General features: G+C 67.1%; 17 protein-coding genes and 2 pseudogenes. 5 read left to right on the top strand and 14 right to left on the bottom strand.

Annotated elements, in window-relative coordinates; translation table 11 throughout:
• Positions 1 to 6: 6 nt before the first annotated feature.
• From R5W23_RS31015 to R5W23_RS30970, 10 genes are all read right to left on the bottom strand, one after another.
• Complete coding sequence (locus R5W23_RS31015) at positions 7 to 696, bottom strand: class I SAM-dependent methyltransferase (RefSeq protein ID WP_320689726.1); 690 nt, start codon at positions 694 to 696, stop codon at positions 7 to 9.
• Positions 697 to 805: 109 nt separating this feature from the next.
• The gene (locus R5W23_RS31010; protein ID WP_320689725.1) at positions 806 to 1318 is read right to left on the bottom strand and encodes a hypothetical protein; all 513 of its coding nucleotides are present in this window, start codon (positions 1316 to 1318) and stop codon (positions 806 to 808) included.
• 77 nt (positions 1319 to 1395) lie between these two features.
• Positions 1396 to 3498, bottom strand: a complete 2103-nt coding sequence (locus tag R5W23_RS31005) for a catalase (RefSeq protein ID WP_320689724.1) — start codon at positions 3496 to 3498, stop codon at positions 1396 to 1398.
• Between the two features lie 179 nt (positions 3499 to 3677).
• On the bottom strand, positions 3678 to 7004 hold the full coding sequence (locus tag R5W23_RS31000; protein WP_320689723.1) for a WD40 repeat domain-containing serine/threonine-protein kinase: 3327 nt from the start codon (positions 7002 to 7004) through the stop codon (positions 3678 to 3680).
• A 449-nt stretch (positions 7005 to 7453) separates the two neighbouring features.
• Complete coding sequence (locus R5W23_RS30995) at positions 7454 to 7744, bottom strand: hypothetical protein (RefSeq protein ID WP_261190108.1); 291 nt, start codon at positions 7742 to 7744, stop codon at positions 7454 to 7456.
• A 631-nt stretch (positions 7745 to 8375) separates the two neighbouring features.
• Complete coding sequence (locus R5W23_RS30990; protein WP_261190109.1) at positions 8376 to 8549, bottom strand: hypothetical protein; 174 nt, start codon at positions 8547 to 8549, stop codon at positions 8376 to 8378.
• Between the two features lie 5 nt (positions 8550 to 8554).
• Complete coding sequence (locus R5W23_RS30985) at positions 8555 to 8974, bottom strand: hypothetical protein (protein WP_261190110.1); 420 nt, start codon at positions 8972 to 8974, stop codon at positions 8555 to 8557.
• Positions 8975 to 9095: 121 nt separating this feature from the next.
• Complete coding sequence (locus R5W23_RS30980) at positions 9096 to 10937, bottom strand: amidohydrolase (protein ID WP_320689722.1); 1842 nt, start codon at positions 10935 to 10937, stop codon at positions 9096 to 9098.
• Positions 10934 to 11515: an antibiotic biosynthesis monooxygenase gene (locus R5W23_RS30975; RefSeq protein WP_320689721.1), complete on the bottom strand. Its 582-nt coding sequence runs from the start codon at positions 11513 to 11515 to the stop codon at positions 10934 to 10936. Before R5W23_RS30975 ends, R5W23_RS30980 begins: the two co-directional genes overlap by 4 nt.
• Positions 11516 to 11519: 4 nt before the next feature.
• On the bottom strand, positions 11520 to 12185 hold the full coding sequence (locus R5W23_RS30970; RefSeq protein WP_010040221.1) for a hydrolase: 666 nt from the start codon (positions 12183 to 12185) through the stop codon (positions 11520 to 11522).
• A 242-nt stretch (positions 12186 to 12427) separates the two neighbouring features.
• Here R5W23_RS30970 and R5W23_RS30965 point away from each other — a divergent pair, with 242 nt between their 5' ends.
• Positions 12428 to 13543, top strand: coding sequence for a C2 family cysteine protease (locus tag R5W23_RS30965; protein ID WP_320689720.1), 1116 nt, complete (start codon positions 12428 to 12430; stop codon positions 13541 to 13543).
• A 28-nt stretch (positions 13544 to 13571) separates the two neighbouring features.
• Here R5W23_RS30965 and R5W23_RS30960 read toward each other — a convergent pair whose 3' ends face one another.
• Positions 13572 to 14771, bottom strand: a complete 1200-nt coding sequence (locus R5W23_RS30960) for an ATP-grasp domain-containing protein (RefSeq protein ID WP_320689719.1) — start codon at positions 14769 to 14771, stop codon at positions 13572 to 13574.
• 445 nt (positions 14772 to 15216) lie between these two features.
• On the opposite strand from R5W23_RS30960, the gene R5W23_RS30955 reads away from it, so the two are divergent.
• Together R5W23_RS30955 and R5W23_RS30950 are read left to right on the top strand one after the other, a co-directional pair.
• Entirely contained in the window at positions 15217 to 17205 is a 1989-nt protein-coding gene (locus R5W23_RS30955) for a protein kinase domain-containing protein (protein ID WP_320689718.1), read from the top strand.
• A gap of 199 nt (positions 17206 to 17404) precedes the next feature.
• Positions 17405 to 18697 carry a glucose-1-phosphate adenylyltransferase gene (locus R5W23_RS30950; RefSeq protein ID WP_261190513.1) on the top strand — a complete coding sequence of 431 codons (1293 nt, stop codon included), beginning with the start codon at positions 17405 to 17407 and terminating at the stop codon, positions 18695 to 18697.
• A 78-nt stretch (positions 18698 to 18775) separates the two neighbouring features.
• Here R5W23_RS30950 and R5W23_RS30945 read toward each other — a convergent pair whose 3' ends face one another.
• Entirely contained in the window at positions 18776 to 19978 is a 1203-nt protein-coding gene (locus R5W23_RS30945) for a hypothetical protein (RefSeq protein ID WP_320689717.1), read from the bottom strand.
• Positions 19979 to 20857: 879 nt separating this feature from the next.
• Here R5W23_RS30945 and R5W23_RS30940 point away from each other — a divergent pair.
• Entirely contained in the window at positions 20858 to 22558 is a 1701-nt protein-coding gene (locus R5W23_RS30940; RefSeq protein WP_320689716.1) for a sigma-70 family RNA polymerase sigma factor, read from the top strand.
• A 331-nt stretch (positions 22559 to 22889) separates the two neighbouring features.
• On the opposite strand, the gene R5W23_RS30935 is transcribed toward R5W23_RS30940, so the two are convergent.
• Together R5W23_RS30935 and R5W23_RS32850 are read right to left on the bottom strand one after the other, a co-directional pair.
• On the bottom strand, positions 22890 to 23579 hold the full coding sequence (locus tag R5W23_RS30935; RefSeq protein ID WP_320689715.1) for an ISAs1 family transposase: 690 nt from the start codon (positions 23577 to 23579) through the stop codon (positions 22890 to 22892).
• 88 nt (positions 23580 to 23667) lie between these two features.
• Positions 23668 to 24030: pseudogene (locus R5W23_RS32850) on the bottom strand (ISAs1 family transposase); the annotation flags it as partial.
• Positions 24031 to 24165: 135 nt separating this feature from the next.
• Between R5W23_RS32850 and R5W23_RS30930 the strand changes: the two are divergent.
• A pseudogene (locus R5W23_RS30930) lies at positions 24166 to 24630 on the top strand (transposase); the annotation flags it as partial.
• Positions 24631 to 24886 lie beyond the last annotated feature (256 nt).

Raw genomic sequence — 24886 nt, 5'->3', positions numbered from 1 at the left:
CTCGGCTCACGCAACGGGCGGTGACATCTCGTACACCGCGACCGGGCGCGGAGCGCCGGTTTCACCGATCGACCACCGCGCGTGTGCGGCGCGCCAACCGGCCTCGACCATCTCCTCCAACAAGTGACGGCTCACGTTCCGATACGGGTCCGCGAGCAACACCCGACCGCCCGGCGCGAGGTTGGTTCGGAAGATGAACCGCAGTTCGTCGTGCAGGGTGTGCGCGTACAGCACGTCCGACCCGATGATCCAATCGTAACGGGTGGTATCGGTCCACTCGGTCCAGTCGGCTTCACGGTGCTCGACGCCCGTAACCTGGTTCCGCGCGCAGTTGGTCTGGCAGAGGTGGATGGCGAGTTCGTTCCGGTCGGTTTGGACCACGCGCGCCCCGAGCGACGCGGCGACGATCCCGGGCAGGCCGGTCCCGGCCCCCAGTTCGAGTACCGAGCGCCCGCGGAACTCGGCCTCGCGCACCGCGATCTCGTGCGCCAGTGCGATCGACGCGGGCCAGAGGACAGCCCCGTAGGGGAGCGGGTTGTCCGGATCGGTCACGAACCGGTCCTCGGTGTCGCGGTCCATGATGGCTGCGGCGTGGAGCAGAGCCCACTGACGGCCGCCGACGTCGAGTTTACATTCTGCGAGCGGGAAGTCGCCGGCGGTGGTGTTGAGCACCGGCGCGTGGGTGGGTCGGCTCATCAGTCCGTCGAGTCCAGAAGCATGGGTCAGCGAACAAAATGAGTGTACGCCGCCGCGGCGGAAATGCGAAGATCGCCGGCGCCAAGACGTTGGTAATGCCGTGCCCGCTTCACACGCGCCCGGAGACCGAGCGCCCGGTTCGTACTGCCGGCTGCTCGTCACCGAAAGCGGGTGCGGGCGGCAACAGTGCAAAGTCGAGCGGACGGCTCGGGTCACCGCACGCGCGCCCACCGGTCCACACGACATCGACCGTCAGCACGTACAGCCGCACGCCGCGGAACACCGGCCCCGGGCACCCGCCGGTGCGCACAATCCGCAGGTGGCCCGCCGGGAACCCAGCGAACGGGCGGTCGTTGTGACAGCCCTGCACGCCGCTCTCCAGCAGTTCCGAGTGGCCCACCTCGATCCGGCGGCACGGGAACGCCTCGCCGGGCAGCGCGGCATCGGCGGCCAATGCGCTTTCGGAACCGAATGCGGCGGCAACCGACTCCTCGAACGAGCGAAACCGCAATGCCGGCGCGGCGTGCGTTGTCGATCGGGCGAGAGCGCCGGCACCGGAACTCAGCCCGAACGGAAGCGCCAGCCCGAGCGCGGTAAGAACGGATCGGCGGTCCTGACTCATCACGAACCCTCTGCCGGTAATTGGGGGAAATGAGCGCGGGCGCCGACGGGTTCGTCGGCGCCCGGCAACAAAGACGTTTACCGCTCGGCGGCGGCGCGGCCCCAGAACCGCACCTTCCGGCACGCCGCAACGAACGCCTCGCACTCCTCCGGGTTGTTGAGCGGCAAGAAGCCCTCGTCCAGCGCATCCGCCACGCCCGCCTTTTCAAAGAGCGGGGTCGCGGTCGCCGCATACCCGACAAACTTCCGGTGCGCCACGGCGTCGGCCACGAAGTCCCGCGCCGCGGGCAGCTTCGCGAGCGCCGCGGCGCCCTCCTTCGACGGCAGGATCACGACCGCGTCGAACAGCACCGACGGCCCGCCCTCCAGCTTCTCGTGCGCGTCGTGCCACGCGCCCGCCGAGTCCTTCACCCCGCCCACCTCGGGCGCCACCAGTTTGAGCATCGCCCCTTCCGCCTTGAGCGCCTTATCCAGCGCGGCCAGAACGTTAGCGTCGACACCGTCGGTGACGAGCGCGCCGACCTTCCGCCCGGCGAAGCTCTTCGGGCCGTTCTTGACGATGCTCAGCTTGTCCGACGGCTTCAGGTCCTGGCGGGTGGGCTTCGCGGCCGGCATCGGCTTGGGCACCTCCTTCAGCCGCAGGCCCTTCGCGACCGCGTCGGCCAGCCCCTGGTCGATGTTAAGCAGGTGGGCCACCATGCGGGCGCGGATGTCCACCCGCTCCACCTTGCTCAGCTCGAACGTCAGCGCGTTGGCGATGTGCTGCTTCTCGATGTCCGTCTGGCTGACGTAGAACTGCCGCGCCTGGCTGTAGTGGTCCGAGAACGTCTCGGAGCGCTCGCGCACCTTCTGTGCCTGGATCGGCTCTGCGAAGCTCTTGTACCCCTGGGCCGACTCGCGCGGCCCGGGCAGCTCGCGCGGGGTGGCCCCGGTCCACGAGTTCGGCTCGTAGTTCACCCGCCCCTTCGGGTTCCGCATCGCCATGTGCCCGTCCTGCTGGAAGTTGTGGACCGGGCACCGCGGCGCATTGATCGGGATGTGCGTGAAGTTCGGGCTCCCGAGCCGCTTCAGTTGCGTGTCCAGGTACGAGAAGTTGCGCCCCTGGAGCAGCGGGTCGTTGGAGAAGTCGATGCCCGGGACCACGTTCTGCGTGCAGAACGCCACCTGCTCGGTCTCGGCGAAGAAGTTGTCCACGTTGCGGTCGAGCACCAGGCGGCCGGCGATTTTCACCGGCAGGTCCTCCTCGGGTATGATCTTGGTGGGGTCCAGCAGGTCGAACCCGAACTTGGCCGCGAACTCCTCGTCGAACAGTTGCACCCCGAGCTCCCACTCCGGGAACGCCCCGCTCTCGATGGCGGTCCACAGGTCGCGGCGGTGGAAGTCCGGGTCGGCCCCGTTGATCTTCACCGCCTCGTTCCACACCACCGACTGGAGCCCGAGTTTCGGCTTCCAGTGGAACTTCACGAACGTGGACTTGCCTTCGGCGGTCACGAGCCGGAACGTGTGAACGCCGAACCCCTCCATGAACCGGAACGACCGCGGGATGGTCCGGTCCGACATGATCCACATGACCATGTTCATGGACTCGGGCGTGAGCGAGATGAAGTCCCAGAAGTTGTCGTGCGCGGTCTGGGCCTGCGGGAACGCGCGGTCCGGCTCCTGCTTGGCGGCGTGGATCAGGTCCGGGAACTTGATCGGATCCTGGATGAAGAACACGGGGATGTTGTTCCCGACCAGATCCCAGTTGCCTTCCTTCGTGTAGAACTTGGCGGCGAACCCGCGCACGTCGCGCGCCAGGTCGGCAGACCCCTTATTTCCGGCGACCGTGGAGAACCGCACGAACGCCGGCGTCTTCTCGCCCTTTTTGAACACCGCGGCCCGGCTCACGCTTTCCAGCAGGCCGTTGCTCTCGAAGAACCCGTGCGCCCCGTACCCCCGGGCGTGAACCACGCGTTCCGGGATGCGCTCGTGGTCGAAGTGAAAGATCTTCTCGCGGAAGTGGAAGTCTTCGAGCAGTGCCGGGCCGCGGGGGCCGGCGCGGAGCGTGTTCTGGTCGTCCGAAACCACAACGCCTTGCTGCGTTGTGAGCGGTGGCACCTGGCCTTGCGCAGTCTGGTGCGTCTCTCCGCCCTTCCCGACCTCATGCCCACTCGCCATACCCGCGTCTTTCGGCTGTGCCATGTGCGTTTGCTCGATGTTTCTAGGGGATCGTTCTGCGGTGCCGCGTAGAGCGGAGCAGAGTGCCCGCAAATGCCGCACCGAACCTGCGGGTTCCGTGCGGCGGTAGGGAAAGCCCTGGCATGAGGCGCAGAAGTGAAGCGGCCGAGGAGTGTCCGGCGGTGCGCGGTGTGACGCGCGGGTCACGGCGCGGGCGTGCCATCGAAGATGACGGCCCCGCGCGTCTCCCCGACCGCGATCAGCCGGTTGCCGTCCCGTGAGAACAGCAGCCGCCGCACGGGCTCACGGTGGGGCAGCTTCAGCGCGAGGATCTCGTGCCGCGCGTGCGGGTCCCACACTTTGACGGTCCCGTCGTCGCTGCCGCTGACCAGCCGGTCGCCGGTCGCGGAGAACGCCAGCGCGCGCACCGCCGCCGCGTGCGCAAGAGCCGTGTCCGCCTCCAGCGGCACGAGTTGCCCTGCCCCGTCGGCCGGCACGTCGAACAGGTACACCATCCGGTCCGCCGTCCCAAGGGCGATCCGGGAGCCGTCGCGGTTCAGGGCCGCGGCGCAGATCGCTGCGGGCGGGTTCAGCCGCAGCCCGCACAGCTTGCGCCGGCTCGCCACGTCGTAAATGGCGGCGAACCGGACCGCCGACGCCCACGCGATCCGGGTTCCGTCCCCCGACATCGCGCCGACGCCCGCGACGGGCGGGCCGGTGGCCCTGAACAGCTCTTTGCCCGTCGCCACCTCCCACGCCATCAGCTCGTTGCCGACCAGCGCGCCCGCCACGCGGGAGCCGTCGGCCGAGAACGCGAGCGCCCCGAGCGGCGCCGGGGTGGCGATCGCGCGCACCGGCGCGCCGGTCGCGGCGTCGAGGAGCCGGAGCACCGGGCTCGCCTCGCCCGCGGTCGCAACCGCGAGCAGGTTCCCGCCCGGTTGGAACAGGTGGTGCGCGACGCCCTCCGCTTTCGGAACGAGCGTCCGCTTCGCGCCCGCCCGCTGGAACAGCAGCGCGTTCGCCTGGTCGGGGAAAATGTGCGGCACGAACATCGTATCGGCGCGGTCGTTGACCGCGACCGGGACCGGGCACGGGGTGGGCGGCTCGAACGAACCGACGGCCCGGCTGCCGCCGCCCCGCCACACCTTGCACCGCCCCAGCGAGTCGAGCGTGAGCAGTTCGTCCCGGGTGGGGTGGAACAGCAGTTTGTTGACGCGGCCCCGGTGCCCGTGAAGCGTGCCGACCGGCTCGCCCGTACCGACCTTCCAGACGCGGATCCCGTCCTCCCCGCCGGCGGTGGCGCACCGGCTCCCGTCGGCCGAGAACGCGATGCGGCAGCCGCCCCCGGTGTGCGTGCCGGTCAAATAGCGGAACGGGGCCGGCTGCCCCACCTTCCAAAAGCCCAGGTCGCCCTTGTCGCTCGCGAACACGACGTGGGCGCCGTCGGGGGAGAGGGCCGACTGGGACATCGAGACCGGCAGCCCGTTGTGAGCGCACCGGAGCCGCTGCACCACCCGACCGGTGGTCGTCTCCCAGAGCGTCGTCGAGACGAACCGCTCCTCGTCCATCGTGACGGCGAGCGCGAGTTTGCCGTCGCCCGTGAGCGCCGCGTAAGGGGACGACAGGCGCTCCGGCAGCTCCGCGATCAGCCGGCCGGTCTTCAGGTCGTAGGACCGCGCGCGCGAGTTCTCCTGGTCCCCGCTGATGACGGCGACCGCCCCGTCGGCGGACACGGCGCACTCGGGGAACACCCCGTCGACGCTGTTCCAGCTCACGAGCAGTTCGCCGGTCTCGCCGTCCCGCACGTCCGCCGCGCTGGCGCGCGAGCGGTCCGCGGGCAGCGGCTCGTGGTCGTACTTCGGGTCCAGCGCCGCGGTCAGCAGCCGCCGGCCGTCCGCCGACAGCCACCGCCGCAGGGGCGCGCGGGTCGGCACCGGGACCCGCTTGAGCAGCGCGCCCGAGTCCGGATCGCGGTACTCCACCTGCGCGTCGTCGGTGAGCACGACGAGCCGCGCCCCGCCCGGCGAGTACGTGAGGTCCAGGCACTTGGGGACGACGAACGCAGCCGCCTCGGGGTGGGCCACCGACCGGCAGTGCCACCACTCCCAGCCGCGCAGCTCCTTGGGGCAGGCGGCCAGGAGCTGGTCGGCGCGCTCGACGTTCCCCTCGCCCCACTCGCGGTGCGCGAGCGCGACGTCGTGGTAGTACTTGGTGCGGAGCAGTTCCTGCTGCGCCCCCTGGAGCGACTGTTTGGCGGCCCTCTCGCCGCGGAGCGCCTGTTCGATGTCCCGTTTCTGAAGCGACACGAGCTGCTCGGCCCGTTTCGCCTCGCCCTCCCGCCGGAGCGCGTTCTCGCGCGCCTCGTCCGTCTGAGCCATCTGGTCCCGGAGGTCGCGGTTGGCCGTTTCGGCTTTCTGCTGCGCGTCCAGCGCGCGGAGCCAGAACCCCACGACCACCGCACCGGTCGCCAGCGCCGCGGTCAGGGCCGCGGCCGCCGCGCAGGCGGTCGCGGCGGCGGGGCGGCGCCGCGCCCACTTGAGCCCGCGCTCGACCGGCCCCGGCGGGCGCACGGACACGGGCTGGCGGTTCAGGAACCGCGCCAAGTCGTCGGCCAAGGCGGCCGCCGTCGGGTAGCGGTCCGCCGGCCCCTTCTCCAGGCACCGCAGGCAAATGAGGTCCAGGTCGAGCGGCACCCGTGCGGCGCGGCTCGGGGCGGCCGGGGGCTCGTGGATCACGCGGTGGAGGACCGGCCACGCGTCGGCGCCGGCGTGCTCGAACGGGGGCGCGCCGGTGAGGCACTCGTACAGGATCACCCCGAGCGCGTACACGTCCGCGGCGGGGCCGGCGTACTTGGTGCGCCCGCTCGCCTGCTCCGGGGCCATGTACGCCGGGGTGCCCATCACCTCCCGCGTCTGGGTGAGGTCGGACGCGCCGTGCTTGGCCAGCCCGAAGTCCGTGACGCGCGGCTCGCCCTCCGCGTCGAACAGCACGTTGCCGGGCTTCAGGTCGCGGTGCACCACGCCCTGCTCGTGCGCCGCTTGCACCGCCCGGGCCAGCTTCTCCGCGAGCCGGGCCGCGTCGTCCGCCGGCAGCGGGCCGGCGCGCAGGCGCGCCGCGAGCGACCCGCCCGACAGGTGTTCCATAGCCATGAACGGCCGCGACTCGTGCAGGGCGAACTCGTGGATCTGCACGACGTGCGGGTGCTTGACGGCAGCAACCGCCTCCGCCTCCCCAAAGAACCGGGCCACATCGAGCGGGTTCGCGGCGGCGCCCGGCGGCAGCATCTTGATCGCGACGCGGCGGCGCAGGCCCTGCTGCACGGCGAGGTACACGACCCCCATCCCGCCGCGGCCGAGTTCGCCGAGCAGTTCGTAGCCGCGCACGGTCGGCAGCCCGCCCGCGGGCGCCACCGGCCCGGTCGCGTCCGGGTCGCGCGGACCGGCGGCGCCCGCCGCGCCCGCCGCGCCCCGAATGGGGACCGGCAGGAGCCGCTCGGTCTTATCGTCGGCCGGCTGACGGGCCGTGGACATCAACGGTCTCCGGGGGGACGGTGAAACAGAGTTCACCCCGACCGGCCCGCCCCCGCCCCCGCCCCAGGGTGAAGAGACCGACACCCGCAGGGTCAGCAACAGGTCCGAACGGATCGAACAGAAGGCGCGGCCCGTTGCGCCGCGAACCGCTGTCCCAAAGATTATTCTCTCAGCCGGCCCGGCACCGGAGCGGCAACCGCTCGAAGTGATAGAGCGGCTCGAGAGGGAGAAAGGAGGTGATACCAAATCGCGCGGTTCGCAACCATCTGCCGAGGCGCCCGATTCGATTTACGAACCACTTGCAGCAAAATCCGAGTGCAACAGCTTAGCCGACTTGGCACGAGTTCATCCCGGCCACGGAAAGCGGCCGTCTCGGAAGCGAGGCGGCCGTCGGCGCACACCGCCCTCACAAGAACTCCGTCCGGTGGGAGCGGCGGCGCCATTCGGTATCAGTACAGCTTCTGGAGCGGCGGGTCGGACTGAAGGATCGCGCCCTTTTCGTCCGCGGTCACGAAGTAGCTGTTCGGGATCCGGTTCCCGGTCTCGCTCTCACCGGTCCACACGTTGACGCGGAACTTGCTCCCCCACAGCGGCAGCACGGCCACCTTCAGCAATTGGGCCGGGCGCCCCAACGCAGCGAGTACGGCAACCCGGATCGCGGCTTCGCGCGGCCGGTTGGCCGCTTCCGCCGCCACAGGCGCGACTTCCGAAAGCGTTTCGACTTTGGATGCGCTAGACATCGGAACCTCGAGTTCGGGCGTGTGTAGAGTCCCACCGGGTCGCACAAGCGAGACCGGCAGGAGTAGCGTTCGGTTTGGGTTCGGGCTCACACCTTTAGAACGCGACAACCGTCGGGCGATTCGTAAACGCTCGAGAAATAAAACCGCCCGGGCCGGGGAAGCATTACAGCTTCCGACCCGGACCCGGGCGGTGTTCCGAAGGCGATCCCGGAACGTGATCGCGTGCGCGCAACACAACCGGCCACCGGACGGACGAAGTACAGCGGCAGGGTCGCCGTATGACAGTTACCGAGTGGTGGGCCGAATTTTTTCACCATGCGACGCACCACACCGATTCATAGCATTTTCCGCCAACCACCTAAGCAAACGGTGACGCGCGTCGACTGTCCGAGAGTCCGTCAGCGACCTCTCAGGTGCCCATTTTTTTCGGTGGCGAGGCCTTGATCCCGCTGCCCACACGGGAATATAGTTCATTCAGACCGGCCGCGGTCACCGAGGTGAATGGGCGACGCCTCGATGATTTGCGGCCGGTCCTTTTGTTTCATGCACCGCCGAAGCATTTCTGCTACACCAACCCCTCATCGTCTAACCTCCGAGGGGAATATTCGTGCGCCAACTTACTATTGCTGCGTCAGGTTTTGATTTTAGGGTACAGCGAGGCCCGTTTGGCTCGCGCGTCGTCGACTCGAAACTGCCAATCGACGACGCGCTGGGTGCCATCGGTGTGGTGTGACCACGCCGCCGTTTGGTCCCGCAACACGTCGCTCGTCTCGAACCGGCGCCCGTGGACGCACGGGCGGGTCATCGCGCTCAACTCGTTCTCCGCGATGTTGAGCCAGCTGCCATGTCGGGCGTGTGGCGGAACTCCAACCGGCGTACCCGCGCCCGAGCCGTTTCCGCATCGAACGCCTCGTAGAACGCACCGATCGTGTGTGTATTCAGGTTGTCACATACGAGGATCACCGCCCCCGCCGTCGCGTACCGGCCGTTCAACAGCGCAGCCATCTCGATGGCCCAATCCACCTTCGTCCGGTGCTCCCCCGCGCGCACCTGGCGCCACCCGGCCAACGGCTCACAGAACATGAAGAGGCTCGCGGTGCCGGCTCGCTCGTACTCGTCATCGGCCCGACGCGGGTGCTCCTTCGTCGCCGGAATCGGCACCCACGACCCGTTGAGGTACTCGCGGCGGACATCCAACATGGCTTGCGCGCCGTCCCGGGTCCACCGCATCCGAAGTCTCAGATGAAGCCGATCGAGGCCCGGCTGGAGCGGTCCAATCCCCTCCCCTACTGCGACATCACCATCCGGCCCAAGACACCCAACGTGGGTAACATTCCTCACGCCGAACGCCTTAGAACGCCCAGCACGAGCAGCCGGTTCCCCAGAACGGATCGGCGCCCGTCTGTGGGGCCGGGCCGAACAGGCGGTGCAACAGCCCGTGAGACTTCGACCCCTGGGCGCAGCAGCGGGCCGGCGCCGGTGCGCCCGCCTGTGGCCCGCCGGAGTAGTACCCGCCGTACACGCCGACCGGCGACCAGTCGGGCGAAACCGGAAGCGGCGCCGGGGCGAGCGGCGCGAACGTGCCCGCGGCATACACCACCTTGCCGCCCACCACGGTCAGCACCGATTCGATGCCCCGGATCTCGTTCTCTGGAACGGTAAAGTAGTCCGCCGAGAGCACGGTCAGGTCGCCGAGCTGGCCGACCGCGAGCGCGCCCTTCTGCCCGTCCTCGGCCGACATCCACGCCGAGCCCTGCGTGTACAGCCGCAGCGCCGTCGCCCGGTCGAGCCGGTTCGCCTCGGGGTACAGCGCGAGCCCGCCCACCGTGCGGCCGGTCACCATCCAGTACAGCGACACCCACGGGTTGAAGCTCGCGACCCGCGTCGCGTCGGTGCCGGCGCCGACCGGGATGCCCATTTCCAGCATTTTGCGGATCGGCGGCGTGTGCGCGGCGACCCCGGGGCCGTACCGGTCCACAAAATACTCGCCCTGGAACGCCATCCGGTGCTGAACGGCGATCCCCCCGCCGAGGGCCTTGATCCGCTCCAGGTTGCGCTCGGTAACGGTCTCGGCGTGGTCGAAGAACCACCGCAGGCCGGCGAACGGCACCTCGCGGTCGACCGCCTCGAACACGTCGAGGAACCGCCCGATCGACTCGTCGTAAGTGGCGTGCAGCCGGAACGGCCATCGGTGCTCGGCCAGGAGCTTCACTACCCGGTGGAGTTCGCCCTCCATGCCGGGCGCGAGATCGGGGCGCGGCTCCAAGAAGTCCTCGAAGTCGGCGGCGGAGAAGACGAGCATCTCCCCGGCGCCGTTCATTCGGTAGTAGTCGCTCCCCGATCCCGGCTTCGTCATCGCGACCCACCGGGAGAAGTCCTCAAATTCCTCCTTCGGCTTCTGGGTGAACAGGTTGTACGCCACGCGCACGGTCATCTCGCCGCGGCGGTGCAGGTCTTCGATGATTTCGTAATCGTCCGGGTAGTTTTGGAACCCGCCGCCGGCGTCGATGACGCTGGTCACGCCGAGTCGGTTCAGCTCACGCATGAAGTGGCGGGTCGAGTTCAGTTGGTCCGACGGCCCGAGCTTCGGCCCCTTCGCGAGCGTGGCGTACAGGATCATCGCGTTCGGCCGGGCGATGAGGATACCGGTAGGGTTCCCGTTCCTGTCGCGCTGGATCTCGCCGCCGGGCGGCTCGGGCGTGTCTTTCGTGTACCCGACGGCGCGGAGTGCGGCGGCGTTCAGGATGGCGCGGTCGTACAGGTGCAAGATGAACACCGGGGTGTCCGGCGCCGCCGCGTTCACCTCGGCGAGCGTGGGCATCCGCCGCTCGGCGAACTGGAACTCGTTCCACCCGCCCACGACGCGCACCCACTGCGGGGCCGGCGTGCGCCGGGCCTGCTCCGTCAGCATCCGGAGCGCGTCCGCCAGCGACGGCACCCCGTCCCAGCGGAGTTCCAGGTTGAAGTTCAGACCGCCCCGGATGAGGTGCAGGTGCGAGTCGTTCAGCCCCGGGATCGCGCGCCGGCCGCCCAGATCGACGACCCGGGTCGCGCTCCCCCGAGCTTTCAGAACGGCGTCGTCGGTACCGGACGCGGCCACCCGTCCTCCGGCGAACGCAATCGCCGAGACCTCGCTTGGCGTGTCGTTGGTGGTGATCTTGCCGTTGTGAAGGATCAGATCCGGCGCGGTCATATCGGCATTCTCCGTTGTGCGTGGCCGGGGCCGGCGGGCGGCCCTTGGAGCCACCGGCGGGCCGCGCGGCTCAAAACCGGCATGACGACCCACGTCAGGCCGGCGACCACGGCCGCGTTAAAGATCAAGAAGCCCACAAACCAAGGAAGACGGGCCGTGAACGGGGCGAGAATGAAGGTCAGGGCCAGGGCCGTCAGATTGACCCCGGCCCACGTCAGCAGAGCGAGCTTCCACCGGGGCGGCACGGGTACGAACGCCGCTCCGGCGGGTGCGACCCACGCTTCCAGGCCGGAGGCCGTATGGACCCGCGGGTCGTGTTCCAGATGGTCCCGAATCGCTTCCAGGAACGCCCGGTAGTCGTCCGAATCGCGAAGGTTCTCCCAGGCGCCCCACGACTCGAACCGGAGTACGGCCCCGTACTCACGCCCGCCGGCCGGCGGGCGGAGGATGAGCACCCCGAGGTGACCGGGATGCGTCACGGACCGCGGAACCCACTCCCGGAGCGCCCGCTCGAACGCCTCCTCGTGCCCGGGGCGCACCACGCGGGTGACGACCACTGTGACGGGATCGGCGGGCATCGGATCAGTGCCCCGCCTTGAGCCGGGTCGGGTACGGCGGCTGCTTGTGGACCATCGTGTAGGCGTACTCCACGCCCTGGCCGTACGCGCCGGAGTGCTCCAGCGCGATCTTCATGACGGCGTCGTAGGTCTCCCGCCGCGCCCAGTCCTGCTGAAGTTCGAGCATCACCTGCTGCCAGGTGACCGGGACGGCCCCGGCCTGAACGACCCGCTGCATGGCGCACCGGTGGGCCACCTCGCTGGTCCCGCCGGACGCGTCCTCAACGGCGTACACCTCGTACCCGGCTTCCATCGCCTGGATCGCCGGGAACGCGAGGCACACCTCCGTCCACAGCGCGGCGATGACGAGCTTCTTGCGGCCGATCCGCTCGACCTCGGCGACGAACTTCTTGTCGCCCCACGAGTTCATGCTCGTCCGCTCGATCGGCTTCTGCCCCGGGAACAGTTCGGTGAGCTGGGGCCACATGTTCCCGCTGAAGGCCTCCGTTTCAACAGTGGTGAGAATCACAGGCACGTTGAACACCTTGGCGGCCTTCGCAAGTCCGATGGTGTTATTCAGCAGCGCCTGACGGTCGATCGAGGTGACCCCGAACGTCATCTGGGGTTGGTGGTCGATAAAGATGATGGTGCAGTTCTTCGGATCGAGCAGGCCGTGAATCGCGTCGGACATGAATCGCTCTCCTGTTTGTGGCTTCGTCGGGCCTCACAGGAGCTAAGCGTGGAGGGTCAACGCCAGACCGGCAGATGGGCGGCCGGCGAACGGCTTTACGGTCAAACTAAAGGGCCGTGCGCGGCGCCCGCGTCTCGGTCAGCACGGCCGTCCGTGTTGTGGGAATCGCCTGTCACCGCCGGCGCGCCGTTGTCGTGATCCTGGTTAGAGAGCCTCTCATCCCACCCCGGATCACCCATCCAATGACCGCGCGTCACCTCGTCGCGTTCACGCTCCTGCTGTGCGTCGCTACTGCGGGCGCGGCCGACACACCAAAACCCACCTTCGCCGATCGGGTGAAGGAGTCGTTCCCGAAGTGGGACGTTGACAAGAACGGCACCCTCACCCGCGAAGAGATCGACCGCGCCGTTTCCAACCCCGAGATCAAGGGCGCGGACGCGGCCGCCGTCGTTTCATTGAAGCGGGCGGTGCGGAACACGAAAACGAAACTGCCGGCGCTCACGAAAGAGGCGATCCTCGAACTCGCGGCCAGCACCGCGAAGGACCGCCCCAACCTGAACGGCATGTACAACTCCGCCCTGGAACGCATCTCCGGCGCGAACCGTGAGCTGTTTCCGAAGGGCGTGCCGAGCCTCGAAACGCTCCACCAGGGGCGGCTCGGCGACTGCTTCTGCCTCGCCCCGCTCGGCTCGATGGTGTGTCGCAACCCTAAAGACATCGTGCAGATGATTCGCAAGCAGAGTGACGGATCGTACCTCGTGCGGTTGGGCGCGCGCGACGTAGCGGTCCCCGCGCTTACCGACGCGGAACTGGCGCTGACCGCCACCACCGGCCCGGACGGCGTGTGGGTGAACGTGTACGAAAAGGCGGTCGGGCTGCTGCGCGTCGAAAAGGCCAAGGGCGACGGCGAGCCGGCGTCGCTGATCGACCTGCTCGCGAAGGGCGGTTCGGCCGGGAGCACTATTGAGGTCGTTACCGGGCACCCGATCGAACGGTTCTCCTGCAAGTTCGCCAAGGAAGAAAAGCTCAGCGAAAAAGAATTTGGCGCCAAGCTCGACGATCTACGCAAGAAGCTGACCGCCGCGTTCGCGGAAAAGCGACTCGTGACGTGCGGCACCGCGAGCGGCGGGACCAAGGTGCCCAACGTGGACGGGAACCACGCCTACGCGGTGATCGGCTTCGACCCGAAAACCGACGAGATCGTGCTCTGGAACCCGCACGGGCAGTCGTTCACGCCGAAGGGGAAGCCGGGCCTGGAGCACGGGTACCCGACGAAGAACGGCCAGTTCCGGGCGCCCCTGCCGGAGTTCGTGAAGGTGTTCGCCGGGGTCGCGTTCGAGGTTCCGCCCGCAAAGTAACCCGTCACGCCTTGCAAGCCCGGGGCCGTCAAGTCGAGACCTTGTCGGCTCCGGGAAGCACCGCGCCGAAGTCGCGTGCGATCCGGTCCATGTACGCCGTTAAAAGCTGCTCGACGCGCGCGGGCGTGTCGGCAGCGACCACGAAGCCGATGTGGTTCTTCATCTTCAGCCGATACACGATTTCCGGGTCGGTGAACCCGGACGTGTCGGGCTCTTCCTGTCGCGCGAGCGAGATCACCACCCCGCCGAACTTCTGCTTCAGTTGGGGCAGTTCATAGTGGTCGGTCCCGCGACAGACTTCGAGCCGCGCCCACTCCGACCACAGGTTCACGCCGGTCGCGTGTTCGACCATTTCGGCCGTGTTGGCCCCGCCCACCCGGGCGCTGGTCTCTATGAAGTAGACCTGCCCGTCGGCGTGCGCCTTCATGAACTCGGTGTGCGACGCGCCCCAGCCCAACCCGAACCCGTCGAGCACCTGGGCGTTGGCCGCTTTCAGCGCCGCCACTTCCGGGTGCTCCCGCGGCACCGTGCGGGTCGCGTACACGCCGCCGCCCTGGTACACGTCGAGCAGCGGCCGCCAGTAGGCGTTCACCTCCGCGAAGATCACCTTCCCGTTCGCGACCAGCGAATCGACGTGGAACAGGTCGCCGGGCACCATCTGCTCGACCAAGCAGAACGACTGATCGTCGCCCAGTTCGTCGATGCGCCTCCACACCTCGTCGGCGGTGTGCAGCTTGCGGATGCCCGCCGCGCTCGCTTCCGACCGCGGCTTGACGAGCCACGGCCCCGGCACCCGCGCCAGGAACGCGCGCACGTCGTCGTGGTTGAAGACCGGCGTGAAGTCGGGGATGCGGATGCCGAGTTCGCGGGCGCGGACCCGCATCGCGAGCTTGTCGCGAAAGTAGCGCGCGGTCGATTCGTTGTGCCCGGTGTGGGTGAGCCGGAAGTGCTCGCGCAGGTGCGCGCCGACCTCCACGTCGAAGTCGTCGAGGGCCACGACGCGGTCGATCTTGCGCGTCCGCATGATGTACGCGACGGAGTTGACGAGTGCGCGACTGTCCAGGAAGGTCTTGACCGCGAACACGTCGTCGCAGGCGTGCCGCGCCCACGGCTCGCCCAGGGCCGTCTCGACGGTGAGCAGGTACACGGTACACCCCTCGGCCTTGAGCCGTTCGAGGAACCGGTTGCCTTTGAAGTACGATGCGAGTGCGAGAACAGTGAGTGACATGGGAGAGAGGATACCGCGCAGCGGCTACGGGGTGAAGAACCTAACCCACGCCCCTCTCCGGACGGCTCGAAGTGTGGGCGTCACGAAATTTGGGTGGGACAAACGGAAGGCAGCAAATAGTGCTCCCGGCGCCCCAGGGCGGGTGCTCCCCGCGGGTGAAGCAGATCGGGATGCGTTGGGGCACCACCGGGCCGATCCGCCACATCCGCTCATTATGAGGAGGGAAAATCGGGCAGCGGAACGCCCACGGCGCTGGCACCTGACACGATTCTTATCCACGAACCTGACACCGATGCGGGCGCGAACGGTTACGGTCGCGCCTGTGCGCCCTCATATCGTTACAACCGGAAACGTGTACTAGGCTGTACCGGGGGCACGCCACGGCGCGCCGAATTGTACCCGACCGCAATGTTCAGCTCCGGCCCGAGCAACCCCAACCGCACCAATGGCCCTTGCGCCCGCGAACGCGAAGGACGCTGCGACCCTCGCCGACGAGTTGGTCCGCTGCCGGGTCGTGGACCTGGACCAGTTGGCCGCGCTCGTGGCCGAGTTCCCGGGCGGCACGGCGGCCGCATTGGTGGAGTTCCTCGCCGCCCGCGGCGCGCTGACGCCGTTTCAGGCGTCGCGGGTGCGGGCGGGAGAGAGTGCGGTTCTGGCCCTCGGCCCGTACCGGCTCACCGGCCCCGCCGGGCGCGGCACGTTCGGGCCGCTGTTCGCCGCGACCCACGTGGCGCACCCCGGGCGGTTCGCGCTGCGGGTGACGCCGCTGCGGTCGCTGTGGCGGGCGCGGCAAGCGAAGCAGCTCGCCCGGGCGCTCTCGGCCGGCCCCATTCACCCGGCGGTGCTGCCGCTCGTCGAAGTCGATTCGGCCAACGGGTTCCATTACCTCGTTTGGCCGCACGCCGACGGAATCGGACTGGCTGAGCTGGTGGAAGGCAACGGCCCGCTCGCCCCGGGCGACGCGATCGCCCTCCTGGGGCACCTCGCGAATGCCCTCGCGGCGTGCCACGCCCGCGGGGTCACCCACGGGGCGCTGACCCCAGACTGCGTGCGGCTGGCCGAAGACGGATTGCCCCGGCTGCTCGAGCTCGGGGCCGGCGCGCTTCTGGCGCAGAGCCTGGAGGCGGACGAGGCGCTGCTCGACTCCCTGTCGGCGGCCTTCGCGGCGGCCGGGGTGCTGTCGTTTGGGGCGCCCGAGCTGGCACTCAACCCGTTGAGCGCCGCCCCGGCGTGCGACCAGTACGCGCTGGCGGCGGTGGGGTACTTCGCGCTCACCGGGCTGGCCCCGTACCCGCACCCGACGCTCGCCGAGCAGTTCCGCGCCAAGCGGAGCGAGGCGCCGCCGTCGGTCGCAGTGGTTAACACGAGCGTGCCGCACGACTTGGCCGCCGTGCTCGAGCGGATGATGCACCCGGACCCGGCCGCCCGGTTCGCGTCGCTCGCGGAAGTCGAGGAGCAGCTCTCGGCGCTCGCGCCCCCTTCGGACCCCTCGGCGTCCGATCAGATCGAGCTCGAGTCGCTTCTGCTGTCGCGGTTGCAGAAGGGGGGGGCGGGCAGCGGGGCCATCTCGTGGACCGAGAGCGGGTCCGGGGTGCTGCGTCCGGCCGCCCGCGACGACTCCGACGCGTCCGTCACGTTCGACCTGCCGGAGGCGCCCGAAACGGTGCCCGGCCCGCTCCCGCTGGCGCACGAGTGCGCCGACACCCCGCGCAACGCCCCCGGCTCGGCCCGCGCGGCCGAACGTTCGCTCGCCGTTCCGTCGCCCGTGCCGCAAGTGCCTTCGGAGGGACCGGTGATGGGTAATCGGTTGCTCGGCGCGATGAACGACGGGAGCCGCGAGCGGCGGGCGCTCCCCCCGCCCCCGGACCCGCGGCTGTCGGCGCCCACCCCGGTCCAGTGGCACACGGCCGACGAGGAACCCGGGGCGGCCGGCGCGCGGCGGCCCCCGCCGCCCGGGGAGCCCGGGGAGCCGCCGGCCAGTTCGGCGATGTGGAAGACGTTGAGGCGGAACGTGCTGTTCTGGAAGGCGCCCCGCGACGCCGTTCAGGTCACCGTGTTCGGCCCGTCGGCAGCCCCCCCGGGCCAAACGGTGCGGCTCACGATCTTCCTGCACCCCCCAGATGCGGTGGCGAGCGTCCGCACCCTGTCCCGGGCGTTTCAGGGCGACGCGGAGCAAGTGGGCACCGGGTACCTCGCTCGCGAGGTGGCACGCGGGGCCGAGCTGGCGGTCCACGTTTCGGTCGCGAACGCCGGAGTCGGCAAGGCCCTTATGAAGTGCCAATGGCGCGGGCAGCCGCACCGGCTGAGCCTGGACCTTCACGTCCCGTGGGAGAGCGCGGAGGGCTGGACGCCAGGGCTCGTATCGGTCGGGTTGGACGACGTGCGCGTCGGGAAGGTCGAGTTCTGGTTGAACGTGCTCCCGCGTAAAGCCTAACGCCCCGCCCGGTATCCAAATGTCGCAACTCGTACAGTCGGGGGCCGCGGCGCAACTGCACCGACCCCGACTGTACGAGTTGCGACCTTCCGAGTTTCGGCTAGGTCAACGATCGGCACCCTGTTAGCATCCACTTCAGACGGCCGGCTCTCCAGTCCACCCGGCCCCATTCGTTCAGCTCGCTCCGAGGCTCCGCATCATGCGTTCCGTCTTGGCCATCATTTTGGGGGGCGGCCGGGGCACCCGGCTGTTCCCGCTCACCAAATCCCGGTCCAAGCCGGCGGTCCCGGTGGCGGGCAAATACCGCCTCATCGACATCCCGATCTCGAACTGCATTAACAGTGAGCTGCACAGCATTTATGTGCTGACGCAGTTCCTCAGCGTGAGCCTCCACCGGCACATCGCGAACACCTACAAGTTCGACATGTTTAGTAAGGGGTTCGTCGAGGTGCTGGCGGCGCAGCAAACCAACGAGAGCGCCGACTGGTACCAGGGCACCGCGGACGCGGTGCGGCAGAACTTGTCCTACATCGAGCGCGAAGACCCCGACGAGGTGCTCATTCTCTCGGGCGACCAGCTGTACCGGATGGACTTCCGCCAACTGTTCGAAACGCACCGGGCGTGCAAGGCCGACATCACCCTCGCCGCGATCCCGGTGCCGGAACGCGATACAGTGGGGTTCGGCCTGCTCAGCATGGACGCCCAGAGTCGCGTCACCGGGTTCGTGGAGAAGCCCAAAACGCCGGAAGAGCGTGCCCCGTACTACACGTCGGCGGAGTGGATCGAGCGCCGCGGGATCGAGTGCCGGAACCGCCACTACCTCGCTAACATGGGGATCTACCTGTTCAAAACGCCGGTCCTGTACGAGCTGCTCACCGCTAAACCGCTCGCGACCGACTTCGGCAAAGAAGTGTTCCCCCGGAACTATAAGACCAAGAACATTTGCGCGCACCTGTTCGACGGGTACTGGGAGGACCTGGGCACCGTCCGGAGTTACCACGAAGCGAGCTTAGCACTGGCAGGGTCGAACCCGCCGTTCGACTTCTTCGCGCCTGAAGGCGTCATCTACACCCGGATGCGGAACCTGCCGGCGAGTCGGATCAACGGAGCGTCGCTGGTACAAAGCGTTGTGGCCGACGGGTGCGTGATCGGGGCCGACACGCGGATCGAGCGGAGCCTGGTCGGCGTCAGGAGCAGGATCGGTAACAACTGCTCGATCCGAGACACGGTGGTAATTGGGGCCGACAAGTTCGAGACCGATGCGCAGCGGGAGGAGAACAAGAAAAAGGGGCGCCCGGACCTGAACATCGGCAACAACACCGTGATCGCGCAGGCCATTCTGGATAAGGACTGCCGGATCGGTCACGGGGTCCGGCTCACCAACGAGAGCGGCGTCCAAGAGATGGACGGCCCGAGCGGATCGTTCCACATCCGTGACGGAATCATCTGCGTGCCCCGCGGCGGGATCATCCCGGACGGTACCGTGGTGTGAGCGCCCGTCGTTATGCGACTTAACCATCGCCGGCCCGACCTCTCATAAAAGAGACTGGCAGGGCCGGCGTTCGAGCGATCACTTCCGCTCTTCAATCTTCTTCGTTACACTCAGGCTACGGACGATCCGCGTAACCTCCGGGCGCACCGACGGATCGTCTGCGGGCAACCGGGCCGCGACCGTTACCCCGCCGTCGGACTGTTTCAGAACCGCGTACTCCAGCCGCACTTTATCGGCGCCGATGGTCGCATCGATCGAGAACCGGTCGAGTTGCACCGGCTCGGCACGCAACCGCGCTGGCTTTTCGGTCGCCGCTATCTGCGCCTTTTGCTTGGCCAGAAAGCCGCTCACTTCTTTCAGGTAGTCGTCGGCGGAGGGCACCTTTGCGGGCGGCTCGATCGTGATCAGAACCCCGGCACCACGGGCGTGATCGAGCGTCACCTGTCTGCCCTGCACCGCCCCCACCCGCCAACCCCGCGGGTACAGGAACCGAACTCCCAGGTCCTCGTTGTCGTAGAGGAGTAGCGTGTTCTCCGCGGTGCGCGTCAGCGTGAGGTCGCGCAGCGACGTGTCCGAGAGGTCGGCGGGCATCTGCGCGACGGCGGACCGCGTCATCGTGAACTGCCCCTCGACGGCCCCGAGCGTTTGCCCCTTGCCGTCGAGCAACTCGTGCGTGCCCTTGACCGACAAGTAATGAAGGAGGCTCGCATCGAGATCGAAGTACGCGGTCCCTTCAATCTTCTGGCGGCTCGGCCCGTCCAGGTTCACACCGCGCAGCGTCCCGTTCAGCTTCAGCCGCGCCAGCCGGCGGCCGTTCAGTTTCGCGACGCCCACGAACTCGACCGTAATGTCGCCCGCTTCAACCTGTTCGAGTTCGGTCAGTTCGGCAACCGCAGCAGCGGACGCCTTCCAACTCTGACCGGGCTTCACAGGCGCGGAAGGGAGCAGGCCCGGAACCAGTGCCGGGTTGAACACGTCGGTGCGGACGACATCGATCTCGCCCCAGGTGAGTGGGCCGTCCGGTGAGAACGGGGCCTTGCGGTTCCCGGAACGCACCAGCACCATCCGGCGAACCGACGGCCGAATGCCGGCGTCCTGTTTGACCTCGCCGACGGTGCGATCGAAAGAGATGTCACGGTAGACCCGTACCGTTTTGAGCAGCATCTTGTCTTCGGCCAGTTCTTCCGTTTCAGGCTTGAGCAACCGCTCCTCGTAGGTGAGTTTGCTGGCACCGATCACCGGGACCAGTTGCGCGGGTTTCCCTTTCTCGGTTGGGGGCAATGAGAGTTTTCCGGTGAGTTTGACATGCACGTCCACCTTGGTAGTGTGCCCGTGTTTGAACGGTTCGGACAGAACAACGCTCTCTTGAGCGGCCGCGTGAATCGCGAATGATGCGAGAAGCAGCACTGAGAAGACAGTTCGGCTTAACCCAAGGGCTGGTCGCATGACATCCTCACCGGTCAATGTCGCACCATTTTACAGTGACTTTTGAACCGGTCGGACATGAACTTACGCCGAAATCGGCTTCGTTCCGCCGGCCGCTTAAACTGTGGCTTCTTTAGCGATTGGGAGAAATGTAAGACTTGGCGCGAGTTGATCTAAGTGGTACGGAACGGTTTGCAAAAAGGAGCACTTTGAAGAAAACGGAGTGTCTTTCCGACACCCTATCGGCTTTCAACTGCTTGGCGGATAAATAATCGCGGCAAAAACCGTCCGCGTAAGTGCAGTCCACTAAATGGCTAGCGTACCAGATGGCTGTCTTTGAAGCATCAACTTTTGTTCATTGGCAAGGGACGTGCTTCTTCCACAAGCGACTTCGCAACGAGACGTACCCCGAGATCGATACGACAAGGCATCCCGTTCTATTCGAAACTTATGGATGGCCTGAACAGGTGAACCTCAAGGACGGTTAAAGGTATCCAATCCAACGGCTTGGTACAAGACGAGCTTTTCGGTCACGAACTGCCGTCCGAAGCGTTTAGGTAAGACCGGCGGGCTGTGAAGAGTATTTCGTGGTAGCAAATGGGCTTTAAAACCCCCGCTGGGCCTTGGCGAATGACAAGTTGGAGTACCGAACCAATTTTACCACCGGAGTCCAGTGTTCCGGTGTTCAGATAGAGATGAGCCATAGCGGGCACCGCCCGCGGCCGGGAGGAGCCGGTGAACACGTTCAAGAATCAAGCACTCAAGGAACTGACCGAGCAGCAGACCCGGTTCGCCCCGGTTGCGCGCCGGCAGCTCCAGATCGCTAACGCTCAGAAACTGCTGACCGAAATCGAGCCGGGCAAGGCTTATCCGTACCAGTATGTCTGTTTTCGCGTCACCGAATTCCGCTCCGACGCGCACCCGGACTTGCTGCTGAGCGGTGAGAGCCTCAAGCACGATCTCGCGCAGTTCGTCCGGCGGGTCGAGCGGTCACTGCCGGCACAGCCGGTCGAGCAGACCGTTGAACCGATGCTCACGCTCGACGAGGTGAGCCAGAAGTTCAACGTCTCGACCAAAACAATTTCGCGGTGGCGCGTTAAAGGGCTGGCGGCCCGGCGGGTAAAAGTCAACGGGCGGAGCCAGCTCGGGTTTCCGACCGCGGCGGTGGAAAAGTTCGTGGCGGAACACAAGGTGCTTGTGGAGAAAGGCGCCCGGTTCAGCCACCTGACGGACGCTGAAAAAGAAGACATTCTGAAGCTGGCACGGGAGCTGCGTGACGCCGGCGGGACGCTGACCGAGGTGAGCAAGAAGATCGCGTCCCAGTTGCACCGCAGTCCCGAGGCGGTGCGGTACACGATCAAGAATTTTGACCGCGTCCACCCGGAAAGGGCACTGTACCCACACACCGCCGGGCCGCTCAGTGAGGCCGCAAAGCAGGAGATCTACATGGCGAAGCGGCAACACGAGATCGATCTGAAGAACGCCAACCCCGCGGGGGACACCGTGAGCGCCATAGCCAAACGATTCGGCCGAACCCGGACCAGCATGTACCGCGTGGTGAACGAGGTGCGCGCCAAAGAACTGGTTCAACAGCCGATCGATTACATGTATAACCCGGACTTCGACGATCCGTCGAAGGAAGCCGAGATCGCCGGCGAGATGCCGGGGCAGAGCGAGTTCGACGCCAAGCGGGCCGGCAAGACGCCGCCGAAGGACGTGCCGCCGCACATGGCCCATCTGTACGAGTGGCCGCTGCTCACGAAGGAGCAGGAGCAGCACGTGTTCCGGAAGATGAACTTCCTGAAGCACAAGTTGCACCAGCTTCAGAGCGCCATTGATCCGGCCCGTGCGACGGTGGAAGAATTAAGGAAGGCCGAGCAGTTGAAACAGGGTATTCGCGACACCCGCGACGTGCTCATCAACTGCAACCAGCGGTTGGTGTACGCCCAGGCGAAGCAGAAGCTCGCTCTCGGCGAGAACATCGACGACCTCGTGAGCGACGGGAACCTGTCGCTGATGCGGGCGGTGGAAAAGTTCGATTACGCCCGCGGAAACAAGTTCTCGACCTACGCGACGTGGGCGATCATGAAGAACTTCGCGCGGTCCATCCCGGACGCGAAGACCCACAAGCAGCGGTACATGACGGGGCACGACGAGTTGTTCGAGGCGAAAGCCGACATTCGCACCGACGAGCAAGAGGTACTCGCTCTGGCCGATCAAGCCCGCGCCCGGGTGAACCGGCTGCTCGATCATCTAGACGCCCGCACTCGTGAAGTGATCCGGATGCGCACCGGTTTGGACGGCTCGGAGGAGATGACCTTGGAGCAGATCGGTCAGCACTTCGGGATCACAAAGGAGCGGGTGCGACAGATCAATGTCCGCGGGATGAAGATGCTCCGGGAATGGGCGGCGAAAGAGAACGTCGAAGTGCCTTAACCGGCGGAGGAATGTCAATTCTGTGGCGTCTTGAACGTTCGGTCCAATGGCTGACCTGGGACGCCCGAGCCATCCGGAACAATCGTTTTGTGACGGCTGTGTTGCTTTGGCTACCAGGTCTTCCGCCGCTACTGTAAGAGCAGCATCGAGGCCCACGCTCCGGCAGGTCGTGCGGTCGCACGGGCGAGGTCGACCTCGATGACTCATTTATACTGTTCGCGGCCACGAATGCGGTCTATCTTTGGTAGGTGTTACGCGGTGCCATGTTTTGGAAAGCCGATGTGAGGTTTGGTCAGGTAGCTGCCGACCGCGTCTCGGATGATGGTAGGGCTTACGCATTATGCGGAAAGAGTCCTTGGAGTACTTGAACCAAGTACTGATCGTCCCATGCCGCCCTGAGCCGTCGGGTGTGGATACTGCCCTTCTTCCCGGCCCGCTTGAGCAGGGACAGAGCCACCCGCCGGATCATCCCCAGGTTGGCACCCGCGTGCCCGGCCTCGGTCCGGCTCTCGTCCTCCCGAAACGCCACGTCCAGTACCCAGTGCATCGCCTCAATGTGCCAGTGCCGGCGGATGTAATCGGCCAGCTCCGCCGCCCCCACCCGCAGGCTGCTCAGGTAGTAGTGGGCGATGCTCTCGTTCGGCTTCCCCGTCACCTGCCGGTCCCGGCACACCAGGGCTACCGAGCCGACACCCGCCCAACCGGCCGGCAGCCCGTCTGGGTCGTGCACCACCGTCACATTCCGCTCCTCGTGCCGGCCGTGCGCGTCGGTCACCGACGTGTGCCCGTCGCACCCGGCGAACTCCGCCTCGCCCGCCCGGTCGAACACCCCGGCGATGGCGTCCCGCAGGGTCGGTTGGTTCCCCTTCACGCACACCACGTACTCCCCGCCCCGCGCCCGGATCACCTCCAGCGTCTCGGTCTGGCACCCGGCGGCGTCCAGCGTCACCACCGCCCCCGTCAGGTCCAGGGTGGCGAGCACGTCCCGGAACGTGGTGATCTCGTGCCCGCCCTCGGGCACCGACCGCTGGCCGAGGATCAGTGCTCCCGATGTCCCACACCTCGACCAAGTGCAGGCACCCAGAGAACGTCGGCTTGGCCGACCGGCGGGCACTCTTCCCGTCCACCGCGACGTGGGTCGGACCGTCGATGTCGGGTCGGGTCAGCCCGGTCGCCTCGCACCCCTCGGCCGTCCATCGGGCGAACCGGTCGGCGAAGGCGTCGGGGTCGAGCGTGGTGAACACCCGGTAGAAGGTGTCGTGGCTCGGGACGCCGTTCTTGAGCTCGAGGAACCGGCGGAAGAAGGCTTCCTTAGAACGGCCGTACTCGGCGATGTCCTCCCATCCCTCGGCCCCGGCGATCACCGCACAGGTGGCGATGGTCAGGATGTCCGTCAGCGTGTGGATCTTGTTCGCCGTCTCGGTTCGCGGGTCCGGCAGGTCCGCAAAGACGCTGGTCAGGGGCAAAGCCATCGGTGTCCTCCTGACCCCGTGATACGCACAAACCCTTACACGGCCACCACTTCATAGTGCGTGAGCCCTAACGTTGCCCCAGATGAGTACGAACGAACGCATAACCCAACCCACCGCTAAAAGCTGTCCACTTTTCGTGGGGAACTTCACGGGTACAAGCGGCGCCGCGGGTCCAAGGTGCATGTGGCCGTGGACACGCTGGGATTGCTGCTGGCGGTGCGGGTGACGGCCGCCAGCGAACAAGAGCGGGCGCAGGTGTTCGATCTGTCCTCAAACGTTCAGGAGGCGACCGGGCAGACGGTCACCCTGGCGTTCGTGGACCAGGGGTACACCGGGGACCAGCCGGCGGCGGATGCGGCGGCCCACGGCATCCGACTGGAGGTGGTCAAGCTGCCCGAGGCCAAGAAGGGGTTCGTGCTGCTGCCGAGGCGCTGGGTGGTCGAGCGCAGCTTCGGGTGGCTGGCTCGGTTCCGGCGGTTGGCACGGGACTACGAGCGCACCGCCGAGATTCTGGCCGGGTGGCACTGGGTGGCATTCACGGGCCTCATGCTCACACGCGTCATGAAACTGGCCCAAGAGGTCGATGAAACAAGTTCATAACAGGCTCTAGAGGAGGCGGTCCATCGACACTTCGACGAGGGCACGTCGTGCATCCTGGACTGGTATCACGCGGCCGAACACGTGCACGAGTACGCGAGGACGACGTGGCCGGGCGACGAGCCCAAGCGGACGGCGTGGTCGACGCAGGCGAAGGGTGTGCTGTACGAGCGAGGGGGTGCGGGACTGGTGAGGTGGTTGCGGCGTCACCAACTGCCGGCGGCCGGTGATACCGAATCCGATTGATCTGTAACCCTCT

It is taken from the genome of Gemmata algarum (genome assembly GCF_034097035.1).
In the GTDB taxonomy this organism is placed as follows: domain Bacteria; phylum Planctomycetota; class Planctomycetia; order Gemmatales; family Gemmataceae; genus Gemmata; species Gemmata algarum.
The sequence above is the reverse complement of the archived record's forward strand: the minus strand, read 5'-3'. Positions and strand labels throughout refer to the sequence as shown.

What these genes read in the sequence shown, in the direction of transcription:
- R5W23_RS31015 (WP_320689726.1), bottom strand. Translation starts at nt 696, where the DNA reads ATGAGCCGACCCACCCACGCGCCGGTGCTCAACACCACCGCCGGCGAC.
- R5W23_RS31010 (WP_320689725.1), bottom strand. Translation starts at nt 1,318, where the DNA reads ATGAGTCAGGACCGCCGATCCGTTCTTACCGCGCTCGGGCTGGCGCTT.
- R5W23_RS31005 (WP_320689724.1), bottom strand. Translation starts at nt 3,498, where the DNA reads ATGGCACAGCCGAAAGACGCGGGTATGGCGAGTGGGCATGAGGTCGGG.
- R5W23_RS31000 (WP_320689723.1), bottom strand. Translation starts at nt 7,004, where the DNA reads ATGTCCACGGCCCGTCAGCCGGCCGACGATAAGACCGAGCGGCTCCTG.
- R5W23_RS30995 (WP_261190108.1), bottom strand. Translation starts at nt 7,744, where the DNA reads ATGTCTAGCGCATCCAAAGTCGAAACGCTTTCGGAAGTCGCGCCTGTG.
- R5W23_RS30990 (WP_261190109.1), bottom strand. Translation starts at nt 8,549, where the DNA reads ATGACCCGCCCGTGCGTCCACGGGCGCCGGTTCGAGACGAGCGACGTG.
- R5W23_RS30985 (WP_261190110.1), bottom strand. Translation starts at nt 8,974, where the DNA reads ATGCGGTGGACCCGGGACGGCGCGCAAGCCATGTTGGATGTCCGCCGC.
- R5W23_RS30980 (WP_320689722.1), bottom strand. Translation starts at nt 10,937, where the DNA reads ATGACCGCGCCGGATCTGATCCTTCACAACGGCAAGATCACCACCAAC.
- R5W23_RS30975 (WP_320689721.1), bottom strand. Translation starts at nt 11,515, where the DNA reads ATGCCCGCCGATCCCGTCACAGTGGTCGTCACCCGCGTGGTGCGCCCC.
- R5W23_RS30970 (WP_010040221.1), bottom strand. Translation starts at nt 12,185, where the DNA reads ATGTCCGACGCGATTCACGGCCTGCTCGATCCGAAGAACTGCACCATC.
- R5W23_RS30965 (WP_320689720.1), top strand. Translation starts at nt 12,428, where the DNA reads ATGACCGCGCGTCACCTCGTCGCGTTCACGCTCCTGCTGTGCGTCGCT.
- R5W23_RS30960 (WP_320689719.1), bottom strand. Translation starts at nt 14,771, where the DNA reads ATGTCACTCACTGTTCTCGCACTCGCATCGTACTTCAAAGGCAACCGG.
- R5W23_RS30955 (WP_320689718.1), top strand. Translation starts at nt 15,217, where the DNA reads ATGGCCCTTGCGCCCGCGAACGCGAAGGACGCTGCGACCCTCGCCGAC.
- R5W23_RS30950 (WP_261190513.1), top strand. Translation starts at nt 17,405, where the DNA reads ATGCGTTCCGTCTTGGCCATCATTTTGGGGGGCGGCCGGGGCACCCGG.